The sequence below is a fragment of the Thioalkalivibrio sp. ALJ16 genome (assembly GCF_000377345.1).
Classification (GTDB): Bacteria; Pseudomonadota; Gammaproteobacteria; order Ectothiorhodospirales; family Ectothiorhodospiraceae; genus Thioalkalivibrio.
On record NZ_KB898041.1, the window covers coordinates 65,573 to 82,463 of the forward strand.

The 16,891-nt window shown below is 68.7% G+C and carries 17 protein-coding genes; 9 read left to right on the forward strand and 8 right to left on the reverse strand.

What is annotated here, in order from left to right:
- Positions 1-179: 179 nt before the first annotated feature.
- Positions 180-1,400, forward strand: coding sequence for a response regulator (locus tag D000_RS0106375; RefSeq protein WP_026279810.1), 1,221 nt, complete (start codon positions 180-182; stop codon positions 1,398-1,400).
- A gap of 91 nt (positions 1,401-1,491) precedes the next feature.
- On the forward strand, positions 1,492-2,232 hold the full coding sequence (locus D000_RS0106380; RefSeq protein ID WP_155999239.1) for a sensor histidine kinase KdpD: 741 nt from the start codon (positions 1,492-1,494) through the stop codon (positions 2,230-2,232).
- Between the two features lie 617 nt (positions 2,233-2,849).
- On the opposite strand, the gene D000_RS0106385 is transcribed toward D000_RS0106380, so the two are convergent.
- Positions 2,850-3,428: an NAD(P)H-dependent oxidoreductase gene (locus D000_RS0106385; protein ID WP_018872709.1), complete on the reverse strand. Its 579-nt coding sequence runs from the start codon at positions 3,426-3,428 to the stop codon at positions 2,850-2,852.
- Positions 3,429-3,582: 154 nt separating this feature from the next.
- Here D000_RS0106385 and D000_RS0106390 point away from each other — a divergent pair, with 154 nt between their 5' ends.
- The 3 genes from D000_RS0106390 to D000_RS0106400 all read left to right on the forward strand — a co-directional run bounded on the left by D000_RS0106390 (position 3,583) and on the right by D000_RS0106400 (position 5,495).
- Positions 3,583-4,530 carry a sodium-dependent bicarbonate transport family permease gene (locus D000_RS0106390; RefSeq protein ID WP_018872710.1) on the forward strand — a complete coding sequence of 316 codons (948 nt, stop codon included), beginning with the start codon at positions 3,583-3,585 and terminating at the stop codon, positions 4,528-4,530.
- A 4-nt stretch (positions 4,531-4,534) separates the two neighbouring features.
- On the forward strand, positions 4,535-4,825 hold the full coding sequence (locus tag D000_RS0106395; protein WP_018872711.1) for a hypothetical protein: 291 nt from the start codon (positions 4,535-4,537) through the stop codon (positions 4,823-4,825).
- Positions 4,826-4,958: 133 nt separating this feature from the next.
- A complete protein-coding gene (locus D000_RS0106400) occupies positions 4,959-5,495 on the forward strand; it encodes a hypothetical protein (protein ID WP_018872712.1) in 537 nt (178 codons plus the stop codon).
- Between the two features lie 51 nt (positions 5,496-5,546).
- On the opposite strand, the gene thpR is transcribed toward D000_RS0106400, so the two are convergent.
- The 6 genes from thpR to dksA form a co-directional block, all read right to left on the reverse strand.
- A complete protein-coding gene (gene thpR, locus D000_RS0106405) occupies positions 5,547-6,068 on the reverse strand; it encodes an RNA 2',3'-cyclic phosphodiesterase (RefSeq protein ID WP_018872713.1) in 522 nt (173 codons plus the stop codon).
- Between the two features lie 11 nt (positions 6,069-6,079).
- Complete coding sequence (locus D000_RS0106410) at positions 6,080-7,444, reverse strand: sigma-54 dependent transcriptional regulator (protein WP_018872714.1); 1,365 nt, start codon at positions 7,442-7,444, stop codon at positions 6,080-6,082.
- Positions 7,441-10,368: a sensor histidine kinase gene (locus D000_RS0106415; protein ID WP_018872715.1), complete on the reverse strand. Its 2,928-nt coding sequence runs from the start codon at positions 10,366-10,368 to the stop codon at positions 7,441-7,443. The genes D000_RS0106410 and D000_RS0106415 overlap by 4 nt, the downstream gene beginning before the upstream one ends.
- Positions 10,358-10,531, reverse strand: coding sequence for a hypothetical protein (locus D000_RS14285; protein WP_196800594.1), 174 nt, complete (start codon positions 10,529-10,531; stop codon positions 10,358-10,360). Before D000_RS14285 ends, D000_RS0106415 begins: the two co-directional genes overlap by 11 nt.
- Positions 10,532-10,623: 92 nt before the next feature.
- Entirely contained in the window at positions 10,624-11,571 is a 948-nt protein-coding gene (gene gluQRS, locus D000_RS0106425; protein WP_018872717.1) for a tRNA glutamyl-Q(34) synthetase GluQRS, read from the reverse strand.
- A gap of 13 nt (positions 11,572-11,584) precedes the next feature.
- Positions 11,585-12,037, reverse strand: a complete 453-nt coding sequence (gene dksA, locus D000_RS0106430) for an RNA polymerase-binding protein DksA (RefSeq protein ID WP_018872718.1) — start codon at positions 12,035-12,037, stop codon at positions 11,585-11,587.
- Positions 12,038-12,217: 180 nt separating this feature from the next.
- On the opposite strand from dksA, the gene D000_RS0106435 reads away from it, so the two are divergent.
- Positions 12,218-12,988 carry an HAD family hydrolase gene (locus D000_RS0106435; RefSeq protein WP_018872719.1) on the forward strand — a complete coding sequence of 257 codons (771 nt, stop codon included), beginning with the start codon at positions 12,218-12,220 and terminating at the stop codon, positions 12,986-12,988.
- A 14-nt stretch (positions 12,989-13,002) separates the two neighbouring features.
- Here the strand turns inward: D000_RS0106435 and D000_RS0106440 are convergent, their stop codons facing one another.
- Positions 13,003-13,710 (reverse strand): MarC family protein, encoded by a 708-nt coding sequence (locus D000_RS0106440; protein ID WP_018872720.1) that lies wholly within the window; start codon positions 13,708-13,710, stop codon positions 13,003-13,005.
- 119 nt (positions 13,711-13,829) lie between these two features.
- Here D000_RS0106440 and cysM point away from each other — a divergent pair, with 119 nt between their 5' ends.
- Genes cysM through rlmD form a run of 3 tightly spaced genes read left to right on the forward strand, consistent with a single transcriptional unit; the run spans position 13,830 to position 16,884 of the window.
- A complete protein-coding gene (cysM, locus tag D000_RS0106445; RefSeq protein ID WP_018872721.1) occupies positions 13,830-14,741 on the forward strand; it encodes a cysteine synthase CysM in 912 nt (303 codons plus the stop codon).
- Entirely contained in the window at positions 14,738-15,544 is an 807-nt protein-coding gene (locus D000_RS0106450; RefSeq protein WP_018872722.1) for a 3'-5' exonuclease, read from the forward strand. The genes cysM and D000_RS0106450 overlap by 4 nt, the downstream gene beginning before the upstream one ends.
- The gene (rlmD, locus tag D000_RS0106455) at positions 15,544-16,884 is read left to right on the forward strand and encodes a 23S rRNA (uracil(1939)-C(5))-methyltransferase RlmD (RefSeq protein ID WP_018872723.1); all 1,341 of its coding nucleotides are present in this window, start codon (positions 15,544-15,546) and stop codon (positions 16,882-16,884) included. The genes D000_RS0106450 and rlmD overlap by 1 nt, the downstream gene beginning before the upstream one ends.
- Positions 16,885-16,891: the final 7 nt, after the last annotated feature.

The window sequence follows — 16,891 nt, forward strand, 5'->3', positions numbered from 1 at the left end:
CGTGAGCGTAGGGGAAGAGTGAGGCTTTTTTCGGTCTCTTGAGACGCAGCATAGTCGGGCCTGTGTAACGAGAGAGAGCGGAAAAAGGACTGCTCTCTGAGACGCGCAGCAGATCCGTTTCAAATTCGACAGACTCTCAGGGCTGGGAATCTTCGGTTCGCTGCGCCAGACTGGCTTATATGACACGGAAAATTGTTGGTGGAGCGTCGACGGCGGTACGACCGGAACGCCTGGCGGAAAAGCCGGTGCTAGTGGTCGACGACTTTCACAATATGCGCAGTACCCTGCGTCAGATGCTGTTGACCGCGGGGTACGCGGCGATCGACGTGGCAGTGCACGGCGAGGATGCGATCGACAAGCTGGCGCAGCGGCGCTACGAGATCGTGCTGTGCGATTACAACCTGGGCGAGGGCCTGGACGGCCAGCAGGTCCTGGATCTGGCCCGCGCGCGGCGGCTGATTGACCTCTCGACACTGTTCATTATGGTCACGGCGGAGACCACCAGCGACATGGTGATGGGCGCGGTCGAGAGCATGCCCGACGGCTATCTGTCCAAACCCTTTAGCAAGGATCTTCTGGCAGTGCGACTGGATCGCGCGCTTCGCCGCAAGCAGTCACTCAAGCCACTGGACCCGCTGGTGCGTCGGGATGACCTGGCGGGGGCCATCAAGGAAGCCGGGCGGATGCTCGACGAGGGCGAGGGCCGGGAATCGGATCTGGTCCGGCTGCGGGCCACCTGGGCATGGCGGATCGGGGATACGGATCTGGCCCGAGCCTCCGCCAGCACCGCATGGGCGAGTGCGCGTCCGGCCTGGGCGGGAAGCCTGCTGGCCGATCTGGATGCACTCGCCGGCGAGGTCACGGCGGCCGAGGCCGGCTATCGCGAGGTGATGCGGGAGACCCCGCAGTTCATGCCGGCCCACGACCACCTGGCCGCGCTGCTGCGGGAGCAGGGTCGGGGCCCGGAGGCGCTGGAAATCCTGCGCGCAGCAGCGGAACGTTCCCCAAAGTCGCTGGAACGTCAGCGTGCCCTGGGCGAACTGGCGCTGGCGAACGGGGATGCAGAACGGGCCCTGCAGGCCTGGCGACGGGCGTTACGGATCGCGCGTCAGCTTGGCCAGCCACACCCGTCGGATGCGGTGGCCCGAATCGAGGCCCTGCTCGCCAGTGGGGACAGCCGCAAGGCGCGTCAGGCGGTGCGCGACCTGGACCGTGATTTTTCGAGTCATCCGGAGTGTCCCTGGTATTCCGTGCTGGCACGCCTGCGACTGGCTGCGGCCGGGTCGCGGGACGAGCTGGATGGTGCGCTGCGCGAGCTCGAGGCCCTGCCGGATGCGGGTATGCCGGAGCCGGTGCGCGAGCCGCTCAACCGGGTGCTTGCCGAACTGGGGCAGGTTTGATGCCGGCCAGGGCGCTCGCCCATCCCATCAGTCCGGCGCATCCGCTGGCCGGCGCCCATGGCCTCAGACCATGGCAAGTGAGGCGGCCGCAGTGAACCGAGTGGATTTCAATACGCTGATGGCGATCGGCATTCACGACATGAAGGGGGCGCTGAATGCGGTGATCAGCACCATCTCGGACCTGGTGGATCCAGTCACGGGCGAGTGCCGCTGCGAGCGCGAACGTCTGATCCATCTGCAGTACGAGGCGCAGCGCGTCAACGACACCCTGGTGCAGCTGCTCACCCTCTACCGCCGCAACGAGGGCTTCTATACCCCGCGGTTCGTCTCCACCGCGGTCTACGACCTGCTGGAAGAGCAGGCCCTGCGCCAGAAGCCGCTGATGGATTATCGCGGCGTGGTCTGCGAGATCGATTGCGACGAGGATCTGATCTGGCCCCTGGATACCGAGTTGATGGGCGGGCTGCTGGAGAACGTGATCACCAACACCATCCGCTATACCGGCGGCCGTATCCTTTTGACGGCGGCACGTGACGGGGACTGGCTGCGGATTGCAATCGAGGACGACGGCCCCGGATTCCCCGAGTCCATGCTCGGCCGGCGCGATGAGGATCAGCAGGGCGTGCTGGATCGTTCCGCCGGACGTACCGGGCTGGGCCTGTACTTCTGCGCGGTGGTCGCCCAGTTGCATGCGGGCCCCCGACCGGAGGAAGGGGATGAAGGCGCGGCCGATTCGGCCCCGGCACACGGCGGACATGTCGAGCTCCGCAACCACGGGCTCCTGGGGGGTGGAACATTCGTTGTGACTCTCCCCCGGCTTTATCCGGGCTGAGGAGGTGTCGAGGCCCGTTTTCCTGATTTGATCGCTTGGCAGATCATGATCAGCCACGAGCGTCAGCCAGTGGCGGGGCCATTCGGGGACGTGCATGGCCCGCCCGGGATTGCGTTGATCCAGGCCTTCCTGGGAATGTCACCATCCCGGGGCCCTTACCCCCGCCCTGTCAGCCCGATCGGAGCGCATCCTGATGGTGATCCCGGCTGTAGCGCAGCGGAGAGCCGGGATCTCCGCACGCCGGTCCAGCCCCGACGTACGGGTACCCCTTACCCAGGAAAACGCTGATTAGTGTGCACACTCGCGTTCGAGTCGCTTTTGCGTGCTTTTGATGCGCGGTGACGGCCGTGCAGCCATTCTGCACAAGGGAGCCGCAACGCCGTTCCCGAGCCCGTTTTCGATCAACAACGGGCGTCCGAGCCTCTACTTTCAATGACTTGTGGGGTTGGTGCCCCCCCCGATTCTGAATGAATATGGCCCGATCCTGCGTTGCGCCCCGCAACCCATCAAGAGCGGGCGGGTAGAACCACTACCCGCTGCACTCCTTGTCTCGGAACGCTTTGTCTCGAAAAACTGGGGGGCACCAACGTGGACGTGCTGATTCAATCAGCGTTTCCCTAGAGGGCCTTGCGGCCCAGCTCGCGCATGCGTTCCAGCCAGCGCTCGCGCGTGGCGGCGTCGCCGCCGTTGCGCCCGATCAGGGTGTGGCGGACCGGGCCAAAGCCGCAGAAGCGCAGGATGTTCCGTTCCAGGTTCTTCAGGCTGTGGGCGCCGAACCACCAGCGGTAGGCGAGGGCGGGCATGCCCATGCTGACCACGATGCGAACGGAGCGGCCTCGCAGGCGCGTGTGACGCAGTGCGTTCATGTCGCCGTCAGCCACGAAGGCCGGGCGCAGGGTCTGTTCGAGGAAGGCCTTGACCCCGGCCGGCATGTCGCCGAGCCACAGCGGATAGATGAGGAACAGGTGCCCCGCGCTCTCGATCAGTTCCTGGGCCTCCAGCACCGCCGGTGGCACGCTCTCGTCGAGAAACTCGGCCTGGTTGTGCAGCAGCGGGATGTCGCGCCGGGCGATGGTGTAGGTGTCGACCGCGTGCCCGCTCTGTTCGGCCCCTTCCTGGTAGGCGGCTGCCAGCGCGTGGTCGAGATGCCCCGGTTGCGGATCGGGATGGCCCTGCAGGATCAGGATGCGGGTCATGCGCGGTTCCTCCAGCCGATGAAGCCTGCTGTCTGGAGCTTAGATCAGACGCCGCGGGGAGGCAGGGTGCCGCCATGCCGGGTGATTGCACCGCATCGTGACTGGACTATGATCGCGACTGTAGCGATTCGGGGTGCCGGCACACGGAGGCGAGATGGCATTCGATCCAGTTGTCCTGTTCTTTCTCCTGGGCGCGGTCGCGGGGCTGGCGAAGTCGGATCTGAAGATCCCGATGGCGATCTACGAGGCGCTGTCGATCTATCTGCTGCTGGCCATCGGCCTGATGGGCGGGGTCAAGCTGGCCGAGAGCGAACTGCTGCCGCTGTTGCTGCCGGGTCTGGCGGTGCTTGCCGTTGGCGCGCTGATACCGCTGATCGCCTTTCCGGTCCTGCTCTGGCTGGGGCGCATGCCGCGCGCGGACTCGGCCTCGATTGCGGCCCACTATGGTTCGGTCTCGGTGGTGACCTTTTCCGTGGCGGTGGCGCTGCTGGCCGCGCGCGGGATCGACTACGAGGGCCACATGGTGGTCTTCCTCGTGCTGCTGGAGATCCCGGCGCTGATTATCGGCATCCTGCTGGCACGGATGGGAACGCCGGGCACCACCCGCTGGGGCAAGACGTTGCACGAGGTGGTCTTCGGCAAGAGCATCTTCCTGCTGGCCGGTGGCCTGGTCATCGGCTTCATTGCCGGGCCGGTGCACATCGAGCCGCTGGAGCCGCTGTTCTTCGACCTGTTCAAGGGTGTGCTGGCGCTGTTCCTGCTGGAGATGGGTCTTGTCGCCTCCAGCCGCATTGCCGATGTTCGTCAGTACGGCGTGTTCCTGGTGCTGTTCGCGATTATCATGCCGGTCGGCTCGGCGGTACTGGGTACGCTGCTGGGATTTGCCCTGGGTCTGTCGCTTGGCGGCACGGTGCTGCTGGCCACGCTGTACGCCAGCGCGTCGTACATCGCCGCGCCCGCGGCGATGCGAATCGCGGTGCCCCGCGCCAACCCGGCCCTGTCGATCGGGGCCTCGCTGGGGGTGACCTTCCCGTTCAATATCTTCCTGGGCGTGCCTCTTTATTTTTGGATGGCCCAGACGCTGTACTCGCTGGGAGGCTGATGCGATGCAATCCGAGGAGATGTTCCTGCTGACGGTGGTCGCCGAGGCGATCCTGGAGGAGATGCTGATCGAGGAGATCCGTCGCCAGGGGGCCGCTGGCTATACGGTCACCGACGCGCGGGGCTGGGGGCGGCATGGAAAGCGCCGTGGCAACTGGCGCCAGGGAGGCAACATCAAGGTCGAGGTCGTCGCCAGCGCCGAGCTGTGCGACCGGATCGCCGCCCGCTTCAAGGAACAGTTCGAGGCCGACTACGGGTTGCTGATGTTCACGGTCCCGGTGACGTTGAAGAACTGATCCGCGGTGCCACGAAGTGAAGCATTTCGCGAAATTTGGGGGAACTCGGGTCGGCGGTTTGAGGAATCCCGCTCCCGGCTGCTACGCATAGTGGCTCAGTCATCGGGCACCTACGCCCCGAAGGAGGACCTGAATGTCGCAATTCCGCACAACCGCGCTGCTGGTCGCGCTGAGTTCCCTGTTCGTCGTGGGCGCGGCCCACGCCCAGGCCCCGCAGCAGGGTGATCAACCCGGGCAGGGGGGCATGGGGCAGGGCATGCCGCCCGCCGAGCGGGGTGCGCCACCGGCAGGCGGGCAGGATGTCCCCGGGCAGGGTGGCATGCCGCGCGGGCAGGGCGGCGGGCCGGGCCAGGAGCGTGGCCAGGAACGCGGTCAGGGCATGCCGCCTGGGCAGCCGCAGCAGGCGCCCGGGCAGCCGCCGGGGCAACAGCCGCCAGGCCAGATGGACCGGGAGCGACCGCAGGCGCCGGGGCCGACCGGCACACCGCCAGGCCAGGGCCAGCCGCCTGAGGACCCGCCCCCGCTGGGGCAGGATGGGCAGCCGGACGGTCAGGATGCGCCGCCTCTGGGCGGGCAGTCGCCCACGCGCCCTGACACCGGCGCCCCGCCGACCGACGCGGCCCCGTCCTCCGACCCGCCGGCCTCGGGCAATCTGCCGCCGCTGGAGTAGTCCATGCGCCCGTGCTGCTGCCGCCGCCGGCGGCGGCCGGGCCGGGGCGTTTCAGGTCTGGGCGAGGAGCCGGTATGCGCCGGGGTGCCCGTCGCGGCCGGACTCGACCAGCACCACCGTGTCCGCCCGCCAGCACACGGGCGGCTCGACCCGCTCGCGCGCGGGCGGGTCCGCGTGCCGACGCAGGGACACGTGGGGCCGGAATGGCCGTGCCGGGCCCAGATCAATGCCACAGTCCCGGCACAGGTCGCGTGCCCGCTCGGCGAGGGCGGACAGCGCCGGTGGCGCGGTGCTGGGGCCAATCCAGGTGATGCGCGGGCCGGCGAAGTGGCCCAGGCGGTCCAGCGTCAGCTCGATGGGATTCGTCGCAAGCTGCCGAATGCCCGCGGACAGGCATGCGGCCTGCGCGCCGGCTACACGGCCGGCAAACGCGAGGGTCAGGTGCAGGTGCGCACGGGGAACGGCGCGGCCGGGACCGTCCAGGCTTGCGCCCACGCGTGCCAGTGCGGCGCGGGTCGCGCCGTCCGGCCACAGGGCCAGAAACACACGCCGGATCTCGGGCTCGGTGGCCATCACGCCACGGCTCAGGTGCGCGGGCGGGGCAGGTTCTCGCGCTGGCGGCGTTCCCACAGGGTCTTGCGGCTGATCCCCAGGGCCCGCGCCAGCTCGGTTTCGGTCATCCGGTCCTGGTTTTCCTGCACGAACTGGCGGAAGTACTCGTTCAGGCTGGAGCCCCTGGGTTTGCGCCGGGTGGGAAACGCCGGGTTCGGCACGTCATCGCTGCCCTCCGAACGGCCCGTCTCCAGGCCCATGTGCTCCGGCCCGATGTGGCCGTCGGGGCTGAGTACCCAGCCACGCTCCACGGCGTTAGCCAGTTCCCGCACGTTGCCCGGCCATTCCTGCGCCTCGAGTGCGTCGCGGGCGGCCGGGGTGAGCTGTGGCGCCGCATCCGGCCCGGCGAGGCCCTCCAGAAAATGGCGCGCCAGGGGCAGGATGTCCTCGCGGCGCTCGCGCAGCGGGGGGATGGAGAGCTCCAGCACGCGCAGGCGGTAGTAGAGGTCGGCGCGGAAGGCCTGCTCCTCGATCATGCCCTCCAGGTCGCGGTGGGTCGCGGCGAGCAGGCGCACATCCACTTTCAGGTTCTCGTTGGCACCGACCGGACGGATCTCGCCATCCTGCAGGACCCGCAGAAGACGTGCCTGCGCGGCGGGGGCGAGCTCGCCGATCTCGTCCAGGAACAGCGTGCCGCCGTGGGCGCTCTGAATCAGGCCGGTGCGGGCCTTGACCGCACCGGTGTAGGCGCCCTGGGCGTGCCCGAACAGCTCGGCCTCGACCAGACCCTCGGGGATGGTCGCGCAGTTGACGGCCACGAACGGGCCCCCGGCGCGCGGGCTCAGCTCGTGCAGGGCGCGCGCGGCCAGTTCCTTGCCGGTACCGGACTCGCCGCGCAGCAGCACGGTCGACTGGGTCGCGGCCACGCGCTGGATCTGGTCGCGCAGCTGGCGCATGGCCGCGCTGTCGCCGACCAGCCCCAGGCCCGGGTGTGACGGGACGGCGGCCCCCGGGCTGGCGGCCCCGGACGGGCCGCGCTCGCGATCCGCGCGTTCGCGCAGGGCGGCCCGGAGGGTCAGCAGCAGGGCGTCGTGGTCGAAGGGCTTGGCGATGTAGTCGGCCGCACCCTCCTTCATTGCGTTGACCGCCGAGGGGACCGAGGCATAGCTGGTCATGATGACCGTAGGCGTGCCGGGGAACTCGGACAGCAGTTCGATGCCCTCGCCGTCCGGCAGGCGCAGGTCGACCAGCTGCAGGTCGTAGGGGTCCGCGGCCGCCAGGGCGCGCGCCTCCGCCAGGTTCTCGGCCACGCCGACCTCGAAGCCATGATGCTCCAGGAACCGGCGCACGGCGCGGCGGATCGGGGCTTCGTCGTCTACGAGCAGGATGCGGGTCATGGGTCTTGGCGTGGCAGCGTCAGGAGGAATCGGGCCCCGCCTTCGGGGCGGTTGGCGGCTATCAGGGTACCACCGTGATCGCGCACGATGCTGTAGGCCACCGGCAGGCCCAGACCGGTGCCCTGACCCGCCGGTTTGGTGGTGAAGAAGGGCTCGAACAGGCGTTCCAGGCTGGATTCTTCGATCCCGGGCCCGGCATCGTCAATCGTGATCTGGATGTGGCGGCCATGCAGCCGCGCCGCGATGGCCACCGTGGAGGCCTCGGGCGCGGCCTGTTCGGCATTGGTCAGCAGGTTGATGAACACCTGCAGCAGGGTGGCGTGGGAGCCGCGTACGTGCAGCCCTTCCAGGCCACGGGTGGTGAACTGCAGGTCCTTGCGCCCCGCCAGACGGGTCAGGCGAATGGCCTCGGCCACGAGATCATCCAGTGCGATGGTCTCGAAGCGTCCGGCGGAGGGCCCCTCGTCGGCATGGGCAAAGGTAATCAGGGACTGGACGATGGCGTTGATGCGTCGCGTCTGCGCAAGGATGTCGTCGGCGATGCCGCGGATCTCCTCGGGATCGTCTTCCAGTGGCACGGTCTGCGCCAGCGAGGCGATCCCGGTCAGGGGGTTGCCGATCTCGTGGGCGACCCCGGCGGCAAAACGGCCGATGGAGGCCAGGCGGTCGCCGTGGGCGATTTCGGACTCGAGCTGGGCGCGTTCGGTCACGTCCTCGATCAGGACGACCCGACCCTCCAGCTGGCCGTGGGCATCCTGCAGCTCCGAGCGGTGCAGGTTCAGACGGCGACTGCCAGCTGGCAGGTCCACGTTCAGCTTGTACCACTGCCGGTCCGGGGACTCGAGAAAGGCCGTCAGCAGGCCGCTCCAGGGGCTGTCCAGCTGTGCGACGTTCTGGCCCACGGCGTCTTCCGTGGGGACATCGGTCAGCCGCGCCAGGGCCTGGTTCCAGCCGGTAATCTCGCCGGCGTTGGTCAGGCTGGCCACCCCCAGCGGCAGTTCGTGCAGGATCTGGCGGTGAAAGCGGCGCAGGGCGTCCAGCTCGGCGGCCAGGCCGGACAGCGGCAGGGCGCGGGTCTCGAGCTGTTCCTCGATGCGGCGCAGGCTCTCGCTGAGGGTGTGGCGGCCGGCGGCATCCAGGCGCAGGTGCTGGTCGACGATCATGCGCGCCAGCACGGGCCCGAGCAGGCCGGACAGGTTGCGTTCGATGCGCTCGCGCAGCTGTCGCAGGTCGCCGCGCGAGCGTGTATGCCGCGGCAGCCCCAGGTCGTCCAGAGCCCGCTGCACCTCGTGGTGAGCGGCACCGGGGCCCAGCGTGGCCGCGAGTGCGGTTTCCATTTCGGTCACGTCGCCGGCGAGAGGCAGGCCGGTACCGCCACCGCCGGATTCATTCGGGCAGCAGGCCCGCCCGGCCTCGATCTCTTCGCGGTTGGGGCGGCTCAGCAGGGAGCCGACCACAAACAGCACCGCGTTGGCGCCCAGGCTCAGCATCAGGGCGAAGGACCACGGGTCCAGTATCCCGGCGCGCAGCAGCTGCTGCGGGTCCGGGAGTCCGGTGGCGATGCCGGCATCCGACAGCAGAGGCATCACCAGCGTGAACGCCCAGCCGGTAATGCCCGCAGCCAGACCGAGCAGGAAGCCGACCCGGGTGGCCTGTTTCCACAGCATCAGGCCGACCAGCCCCGGCAGCAGCTGGGCCACCGCGGCAAACGAGATCAGCCCCAGCTGCGCCAGCCCCTCGACCACCTGCAGCAGCCCGTAGAACGCGTAGCCCAGGCCAATGATGAAGACGATCCAGATCCGGCGACCCCAGAGCAGGCGGGTGTAGATGTTGGCGCTGCGCTCTTCCTCGTGCAGTCGCGTCAGCGGGGAGAGGTAGTTGGTCCCCATGTGCGCCAGCGCAAGGGTGGTCACGATCATCATGGCGCTGGCGGCGGACAGGCCGCCGATGAAGACCAGCAGCGCCAGGCTGGGCGACTGCAGGAGCCCGGCGATGCCGATGGCGTAGTAGTTGGGCGAGATGTCCAGGCCCACGGCCTGGCCGGCCCAGTAGAGCACCGGCATGGGCAGGTTCAGCAGCAGCAGGAACGCGGGGAACGCCCAGGCCGCGGTGTTCAGGGCCCGCGGGTTGATGTTCTCGGTAAACAGCATGTGGAACTGCCGCGGCAGCAGGAACGCCGCGGCAAACGCCAGGATCATCATCGCGAACCAGCCACCCTCACGCACCGGGGCGTACAGGGCATCGACCGCCTCGGGGTGCTCGGCCAGCCAGTCGTTGAGGCCGCCGAGGCCGCCAAAGACCGCGTACAGGGCGACCCCGGCGATGCCGAGAATGGCAATCAGCTTGACGATGGACTCGAAGGCGATGGCGAGTACCAGCCCGGCGTGTTTCTCGCGCGGGGCGATGTGGCGAGCACCGAACAGGATCGCGAACAGTGCGATGGTGGCGCTGAAGGTCAGGGCCAGCAGGTGGGGCGGGGTCTCGGCGGTCAGGACCGCGGCGGATTCGGCTACAGCTTTGATCTGCAGCGCGATGTAGGGGAGTACCCCGGCCAGCATGAACAGGGCCACCACCGGGCCGGTGAAGCGGCTGCGATAGCGAAAGGCGAACAGGTCGGCCAGCGAGGTCAGCTGGTGCTCGCGGGTCAGGCGCAGGATCGGACGCAGCAGCCACGGTGTGGCGGCAAAGGCCAGGGTGACCCCGAGATAGATCGTCAGGTACAGGTAACCCTGGTCGGCGAGGAAGCCGAGGTTGCCGTAGAAGGTCCAGGAGGTCGCGTAGACCCCCAGTGACAGGCTGAAGACCCAGCCGTTCGCCGCGATGCGGCCGATCCGCGGCACGCGATCGGCCAGGAAGGCGATGCCGAACAGCAGAGCCAGGTAGGCGACCCCGACGGTATAGATCAGGCCGAGGCTAAGGGTCACGCCGGCCGCTCTGGCTGAAGGCCGCAATCGCCGCAACAAACGCCGCCCAGGCGGCGAACGGCCACCACCACGCGGGGCTCAGGTAGGCCACCCAGATCACCAGGGGGCTCAGGAACAGCAGGGCCCCGAGAAGGGCAATCAGGATCGCGCGCGTGGCGTCCACGTTCAGACGCCCGCCCGCGCGCACCCGTCACGGGACGCGAGTACCTGCGGGGCCTTCCGGGTTGGCGCGCGGCGGGGCAGCATGCGGCGAGTCTACACCGCGCCGGCGTCTCCGGGCAGCGTTGCGCGCACGGGCAGGGTCTCCGCCAGCGGCCTTTGCTGCAGGCGCTCCAGCCCCTCGGCCAGCTGGCGATCCGGCCGGTCCGGGGCCCGCATGTCGCTCGGGGCCAGGCCGATCCGCGCCAGGGTGTCGGCCAGCTGGCGGCGCGCCGCATCGGCACGAATGGCAGCCGCGCCGGTGGCCTTAGCCAGTTTGTGGCCGTCCGCGGCGACCAGCACCGGGTGGTGGGCGTAGACCGGCGGGGGCTGGTTCAGCATACGGTAGAGCTGCATCTGGCGCGGTGTGGAGCCCAGCAGGTCGATGCCGCGGACAACATGGTTCACACCCAGGGCGAGGTCGTCGACCACCGTGGCGAGCTGGTAGGCGACGATGCCGTCGGCCCGGCGGATCACGAAGTCGCTGCCCAGGGCCTCCAGATCAAAGGCCACGGCGCCCAGGAAGCGGTCCTCGATGGTCCAGTGACGGGTGTCGACGCGGGCGCGCAGGGCCCGGGGTTCGCGCTCGGGTGGCAGGCCGTTGCGACAGGTGCCCGGGTACACTGGCCCTTCCCAGCCGTGCCGGCCGTGGTGGGCCAGATCCTTGCGGGTGCAGCCGCAGGCAAAGGCCTGCCTGGTGTCGAGCAGGGCCTCCAGAGTCTGCTGGTAGGCGGGGGCGTGCCGGCTCTGCCAGGTGACGGCACCATCCCAGCCGAGGCCGTAGGCCTCGAGAGCACCCAGAATGGCATCGGCCGCCCCGGTTCGAACCCGGGGGCGGTCGATGTCGTCGATGCGCAGATGCCAGTCGCCGCCGACGCTCCGGGCGTCCAGCCAGGAGACGACGGCGGCGAGCAGGGAGCCCGCGTGCAGCGGGCCGGAAGGGGTCGGGGCGAAGCGGCCAACGTAGTGCCTGGCCGCCGAGTTCGGTTCGGGCGTGTGATTCACGACCCGGCCGGCATCAGGCCCGCTGCTTTTCCTTGATCTCGTCGAGCTGCTTGCAGTCGATGCACATGGTGGCCGTCGGGCGGGCCTCCAGGCGGCGGATGCCGATTTCGACACCGCAGGTTTCGCAGTAGCCGTAGTCGTGGGTCTCGATCTTGCGCAGGGCCTCGTCGATCTTCTTCGACAGCTTGCGCTCGCGGTCGCGGGCGCGCAGTTCCAGGCCGAACTCTTCTTCCTGGGTGGCGCGGTCGGCCGGATCGGCGAAGTTGGCCGCGTCCTGGCGCATGTGGCCCACGGTGCGATCCACTTCCTCGGCCAATTCCTGGCGCCATGCCTGCAGCAGGCTGCGGAAATGGTCCAGCTGCTCCGAGTTCATGTACTCTTCGTCCGGCTTCGGCTGGTAGGGCGCAATGCCCCCGGCGACCATGTGCTGGGTGGAGGGTTTGGCGGTCTTGTTGTCGGCAGCCATGCGGGCTTTCTCCGGCTGGAAAAATGAGGCGCACTAAGTACCAGAGTCAGGCGGGCCGGGCAAGCCCCGTGCCATGAACCCTGTGCGCAGTCCCGGGGATTCTGTCGGGTTTGACCCACAACGCGGGGCGCCGCAGCAGCCATCCACGCATGCAACAGACCAAGGGACGGGAGCAGCAGAATGAAGCAATTGCAGGCACTGATCTTCGACGTGGACGGCACCCTGGCCGATACCGAGCGTGACGGGCACCGGGTGGCGTTCAACAAGGCGTTCGCGGAGGCCGGCCTGGACTGGGACTGGAGTGTCGCGCGCTACGGCGAACTGCTGCGGGTCACTGGCGGCAAGGAACGTATTCGCCAGTACCTGTCGGAAGATCATCCCGAAGCCCTCGAGGCACCCGGGATCGACGCCCGCATTCGCGAGCTGCACGCGGCCAAGACGCGTCACTATGTGGCGATGCTGCAGACCGGTGCGATCCCGCTGCGCCCTGGTGTGCGCCGGCTGCTGGACGAGGCGGAGGCGGAGGGGCTGCGCCTGGCGATCGCGACCACGACCACGCCGGAGAACGTGACCGCCCTGCTGGAGGCGACCCTGGGCAGCGACGGCCCCTACCGCTTCGAGGTGATCTCCGCCGGTGACGTGGTGCCGGCCAAGAAACCCGCGCCGGATATCTTCACCCATGCGCTGGAGGCGATGAACCTGCCCGCCAGCGCCTGCCTCGCCCTGGAGGATTCCGACAACGGGGTGCGTGCCGCGCGCGGCGCCGGGCTGGAGGTGGTGGTGACCACCAACGACTACACCCGGCAACAGGACTTCGATGGCGCGCTGGCGGTGCTGGACGGGTTCGGCGAGCCGGACGCACCGGCGAGGGTTCTGGCCGGTCCCGCGTTGCCGAGCCCGGCGGTGGATGTGGCCACGCTGCGCGCCTGGCACGCCGGCGCCCAGTCGTAGCGGAACGGGGCAGGTCAGTCGAGATCGCGCGTCGGAACGCGTGGGTCCTCGACCTCGTGCTCGTCCAGCATCTGCGTATCCAGCATGAAGCCGATCGCGGCGTCGCTGATGCCGTTGATCACGAACTGCACGGCCAGTACCGCGAGGATCAGGCCGAAGACCTTGGTCAGGATGTCCTTCCCGGTGTCGCCCAGGTACTGGACGATGTAGCGCGAATAGATCATCGCGTAGTAGCAGGCCGCCATGCAGGCCAGCACGCCGAGGAATACGAGCCCCGTGTGATAGACCGTTGGGGCCTCGCTGGTCAGGATCATCACTGTGGCGATCGCGCCCGGGCCGCTCATGAACGGGATCGCCAGCGGGATCACCGAAATGTCCTCGGTGACGTGCCCCTTGTCGGCCTTGACCTCCTGGGCAGTCTCCTTTTCGGTCGCCCCCTTCTGCCGGATCATGCCGATCGCGATGCCGAACAGGATGATGCCGCCGGCGATACGAAACGCCGCCAGGGTGATCCCGAACAGCTGGAAGATCACCCCGCCCAGCAGGGCGAAGGCGAACAGCAGGGAGGTGGCCACCTTGACCGAGCGCAGCGCGATCGCCCGGCGCTTCTCCTCCGAGGCGCGCGGCAGCATCGCCGTGAAGATGAACGCCGTGGTCAGCGGGTTCACGATCACGAACACCGCCAGGAAGGTAACGACCAGGTATTCGAGTAACACAAGCATGTGTTCGAGCTTAGGCCGGAATCGCGGCGGTTTCGAGAGGGAAAGGCATGGCGGCGGCTCCGGAGCGCGCGGCGACATGCGTGGGCAGGGACGGGGCCCGGTCGTTATACTCTGCGCGCATGAAGAAACGCCTGCATCCCGAATCCTTTCCGAGCCTCGAGCACTTTGTCGGCAACACGCCGCTGGTGCGCCTGCAGCGCATGGCGGCCGACCTGCCGTCCACCGTGCTGGTGAAGCTCGAGGGCAACAATCCCGCCGGTTCGGTCAAGGACCGGCCCGCGCTGAACATGATCCAGGCGGCCGAGCGCCGCGGTGACATCCAGCCCGGCGATACCCTGATCGAGGCGACCAGCGGCAATACCGGCATCGCGCTGGCGATGGTCGCGGCGATGAAGGGCTATCGCATGATCCTGGTGATGCCGGACAACATGTCCGCCGAGCGCCGCGCCTCGATGAAGGCCTTTGGCGCCGAGCTGGTGCTGGTCTCGCGCGAGGAGAGCATGGAGGGCGCGCGCGACCTCGCCGACCGCATGGAGGCCGAGGGCAAGGGCCGGGTGCTGAACCAGTTCGGCAACCCGGACAACCCCGAGGCCCACTACATCGGGACCGGGCCGGAGATCTGGCGCGATACCGAGGGCACGGTGACCCATTTCGTCTCGGCGATGGGGACCACCGGCACCATCATGGGGGTGTCGCGCTATCTGAAGGAGCGCGATCCCGGCGTCCAGATCGTCGGTGTGCAGCCCGCCGAAGGGGCCTCGATCCCGGGCATCCGGCGCTGGCCGGAGGCGTACCTGCCGACCATCTTCGAGGCCTCCCGGGTGGACCAGACCGTGGACGTGACCCAGGAGGAGGCCGAGGACACCATGCGCCGGCTGGCCGCCGAGGAGGGCATCTTCGCCGGGGTCTCGTCCGGGGGTTCCGTGGCCGCGGCCCTGAAGCTGGCGGCCGCGACCGAGGGCGGGACCTTCGTCGCGATCATCTGTGACCGCGGCGACCGCTACATCTCCACCGGCGTGTTCCCCGCATGAGCGCCCCGATCCTGATCTTCGATCTCGAGACCGTCCCCGACATCGATGGCGCTCGGCGCCTTCACGACTTCGAGGGTCTGAGCGATCACGAGGTGGCCGAGGCGCTGTTCGCCCTGCGCCGCGCGCAAGCCGGAACGGAGTTCCTCAAGCACCCGCTGCACCGGATCGTCTCGATCGGTGTGCTCTACCAGGGTGGCGACGCGCTGAAGCTCTCCGCCTTCGGGCGCGAGGGCGAGGACGGCCAGGCGCCGACCGAGGCCGAGCTGCTGCGCCAGTTCTTCGACGTGATCGACAAGCGCACGCCGCAGCTGGTCAGCTGGAACGGCGGTGGCTTCGACCTGCCGGTGCTGCACTACCGCGCGCTGGTCAACGGCGTACAGGCCCCGCGCTACTGGGAGCAGGGCGATGACGACCGCGAGTTTCGCTACAACAACTACCTGTCGCGCTTCCACTGGCGCCACGTGGACCTGATGGACGTGCTGGCCGGTTTTCAGGGCCGCGCGGTCACCAGTCTCGACATGATGGCGAGCCTGCTTGGCTTCCCCGGCAAGCTGGGCATGGATGGCTCCAAGGTCTGGCCGGCCTGGCGTGACGGCCGTGCCCGCGAGATCCACGACTACGTGGAGCACGACGTGCTGAACACCTACCTGGTCTGGCTGCGCTTCGAGTACATGCGCGGCAATCTGACCGACGCGGCCCTGGCCAGTCGGCAGGAGCAGCTGGCCGAGTACCTGGAGGCCAGCGGCGCGGGCCACCACCGCGAATTCCTCGACGCCTGGCAGCCGGCCGGACGCGCGGACTGATGGCACGCATCGACAAGACCCCGTTCGAGGCCACCATCGAGGAGGTCACGCTGGACGGCCAGGGCGTGATCCGCCGCGATGGCAAGGCCTGCTTCATCCACGGGGCGCTGAAGGGCGAGCGTGTGATGGCCCAGCAGACCGGGCGCAAGCGCCGCTTCGACAGCGCCGAGGTGGTCGAGGTGCTGGAGCCGGCCCCGGGCCGGGTCGAACCGCCCTGCGAGTTCTTTGGCCTGTGCGGCGGCTGCAAGCTGCAGCATGCCTCCATCGAGACCCAGCGTGCGATCAAGGAGCAGGCCCTGTTCGATGCCCTGGAGCGTATCGGCCACGTGACCCCCGAGGCCCGTTTCGAGCCGCTGACCGACACCACCCTCGGCTACCGCCGCACCGCGCGGCTGGGGGCGAAGTACGTGCCGAAGAAGGGCGGGGTGCTGGTCGGCTTTCGCGAGCGTGGCAGCCCGTATCTGGCCGAGATGACCCACTGCGAGGTGCTGCACCCGGCCGTGGGGCAGCGCATCCGGGCCCTGCGCGAGCTAATCGGTGGACTCGAGGCGCGCGACCGCCTGCCGCAGATCGAGGTGGCGGTGGATGATGACGAGCGCGTGGCGCTGATCTTCCGCAACCTCGATCCGCTGTCCGAGGCGGACAGCGCGCGCCTGTCCGCCTGGGCGGAGGCCGAGGGCATTCAGGTGTATCTGCAGCCTGGCGGCCCGGAGACGGTGGAACCGCTGGCCGGGCCGATCGAGCCGCTGCTCTACCGCCACCCGGATTACGACGTGTCGGTCCCGTTCATGCCGACGGACTTCATCCAGGTGCATGCCGGGATCAACCGCAAGATGGTCCCGCAGGCGCTGGCCGCGCTGGACCTGCAGCCGGGCCAGCGGGTGCTGGATCTGTTCTGCGGGCTGGGCAACTTCACCCTGCCGCTGGCGCGCAGCGTGTCGGATGGCGAGGTGCCCGGCGAAGTGGTTGGCGTCGAGGTGGACGACGCGATGCTGGCACGGGCGCGCGCCAATGCCCGCGACCAGGGCATCGCCAACACCCGCTACGAACGCGCCGATCTGGATGACGTCGAGGCCCTGAAGAACGCGGCATGGCTGGTCGAACGCTACGACCGCGTACTGCTGGACCCGCCGCGCACCGGCGCGGCCGCGGTGATCGAGGCTCTGGCGCCGCAGCGCATCGAGCGCATGGTCTATGTTTCCTGCAACCCGGCCACGCTCGCCCGTGACGCCGAGCGCCTGGTGCATCATCATGGCTATCGCCTGGAGCGGGCCGGGATCATGGACATGTTCCCGCATACCGCCCATGTGGAATCCATGGCCGTGTTCCGGCGCGACTGACGCGCCG

Excerpts from the sequence above, each read along its gene's own strand:
- D000_RS0106410 (WP_018872714.1), bottom strand. The coding sequence starts at position 7,444 with ATGACCCGCATCCTGCTCGTAGACGACGAAGCCCCGATCCGCCGCGCC.
- D000_RS0106440 (WP_018872720.1), bottom strand. The coding sequence starts at position 13,710 with ATGCTTGTGTTACTCGAATACCTGGTCGTTACCTTCCTGGCGGTGTTC.
- D000_RS0106435 (WP_018872719.1), top strand. The coding sequence starts at position 12,218 with ATGAAGCAATTGCAGGCACTGATCTTCGACGTGGACGGCACCCTGGCC.
- thpR (WP_018872713.1), bottom strand. The coding sequence starts at position 6,068 with ATGGCCACCGAGCCCGAGATCCGGCGTGTGTTTCTGGCCCTGTGGCCG.
- D000_RS0106390 (WP_018872710.1), top strand. The coding sequence starts at position 3,583 with ATGGCATTCGATCCAGTTGTCCTGTTCTTTCTCCTGGGCGCGGTCGCG.
- D000_RS0106395 (WP_018872711.1), top strand. The coding sequence starts at position 4,535 with ATGCAATCCGAGGAGATGTTCCTGCTGACGGTGGTCGCCGAGGCGATC.
- D000_RS0106400 (WP_018872712.1), top strand. The coding sequence starts at position 4,959 with ATGTCGCAATTCCGCACAACCGCGCTGCTGGTCGCGCTGAGTTCCCTG.
- D000_RS0106385 (WP_018872709.1), bottom strand. The coding sequence starts at position 3,428 with ATGACCCGCATCCTGATCCTGCAGGGCCATCCCGATCCGCAACCGGGG.
- dksA (WP_018872718.1), bottom strand. The coding sequence starts at position 12,037 with ATGGCTGCCGACAACAAGACCGCCAAACCCTCCACCCAGCACATGGTC.
- D000_RS0106450 (WP_018872722.1), top strand. The coding sequence starts at position 14,738 with ATGAGCGCCCCGATCCTGATCTTCGATCTCGAGACCGTCCCCGACATC.
- rlmD (WP_018872723.1), top strand. The coding sequence starts at position 15,544 with ATGGCACGCATCGACAAGACCCCGTTCGAGGCCACCATCGAGGAGGTC.
- cysM (WP_018872721.1), top strand. The coding sequence starts at position 13,830 with ATGAAGAAACGCCTGCATCCCGAATCCTTTCCGAGCCTCGAGCACTTT.
- D000_RS0106375 (WP_026279810.1), top strand. The coding sequence starts at position 180 with ATGACACGGAAAATTGTTGGTGGAGCGTCGACGGCGGTACGACCGGAA.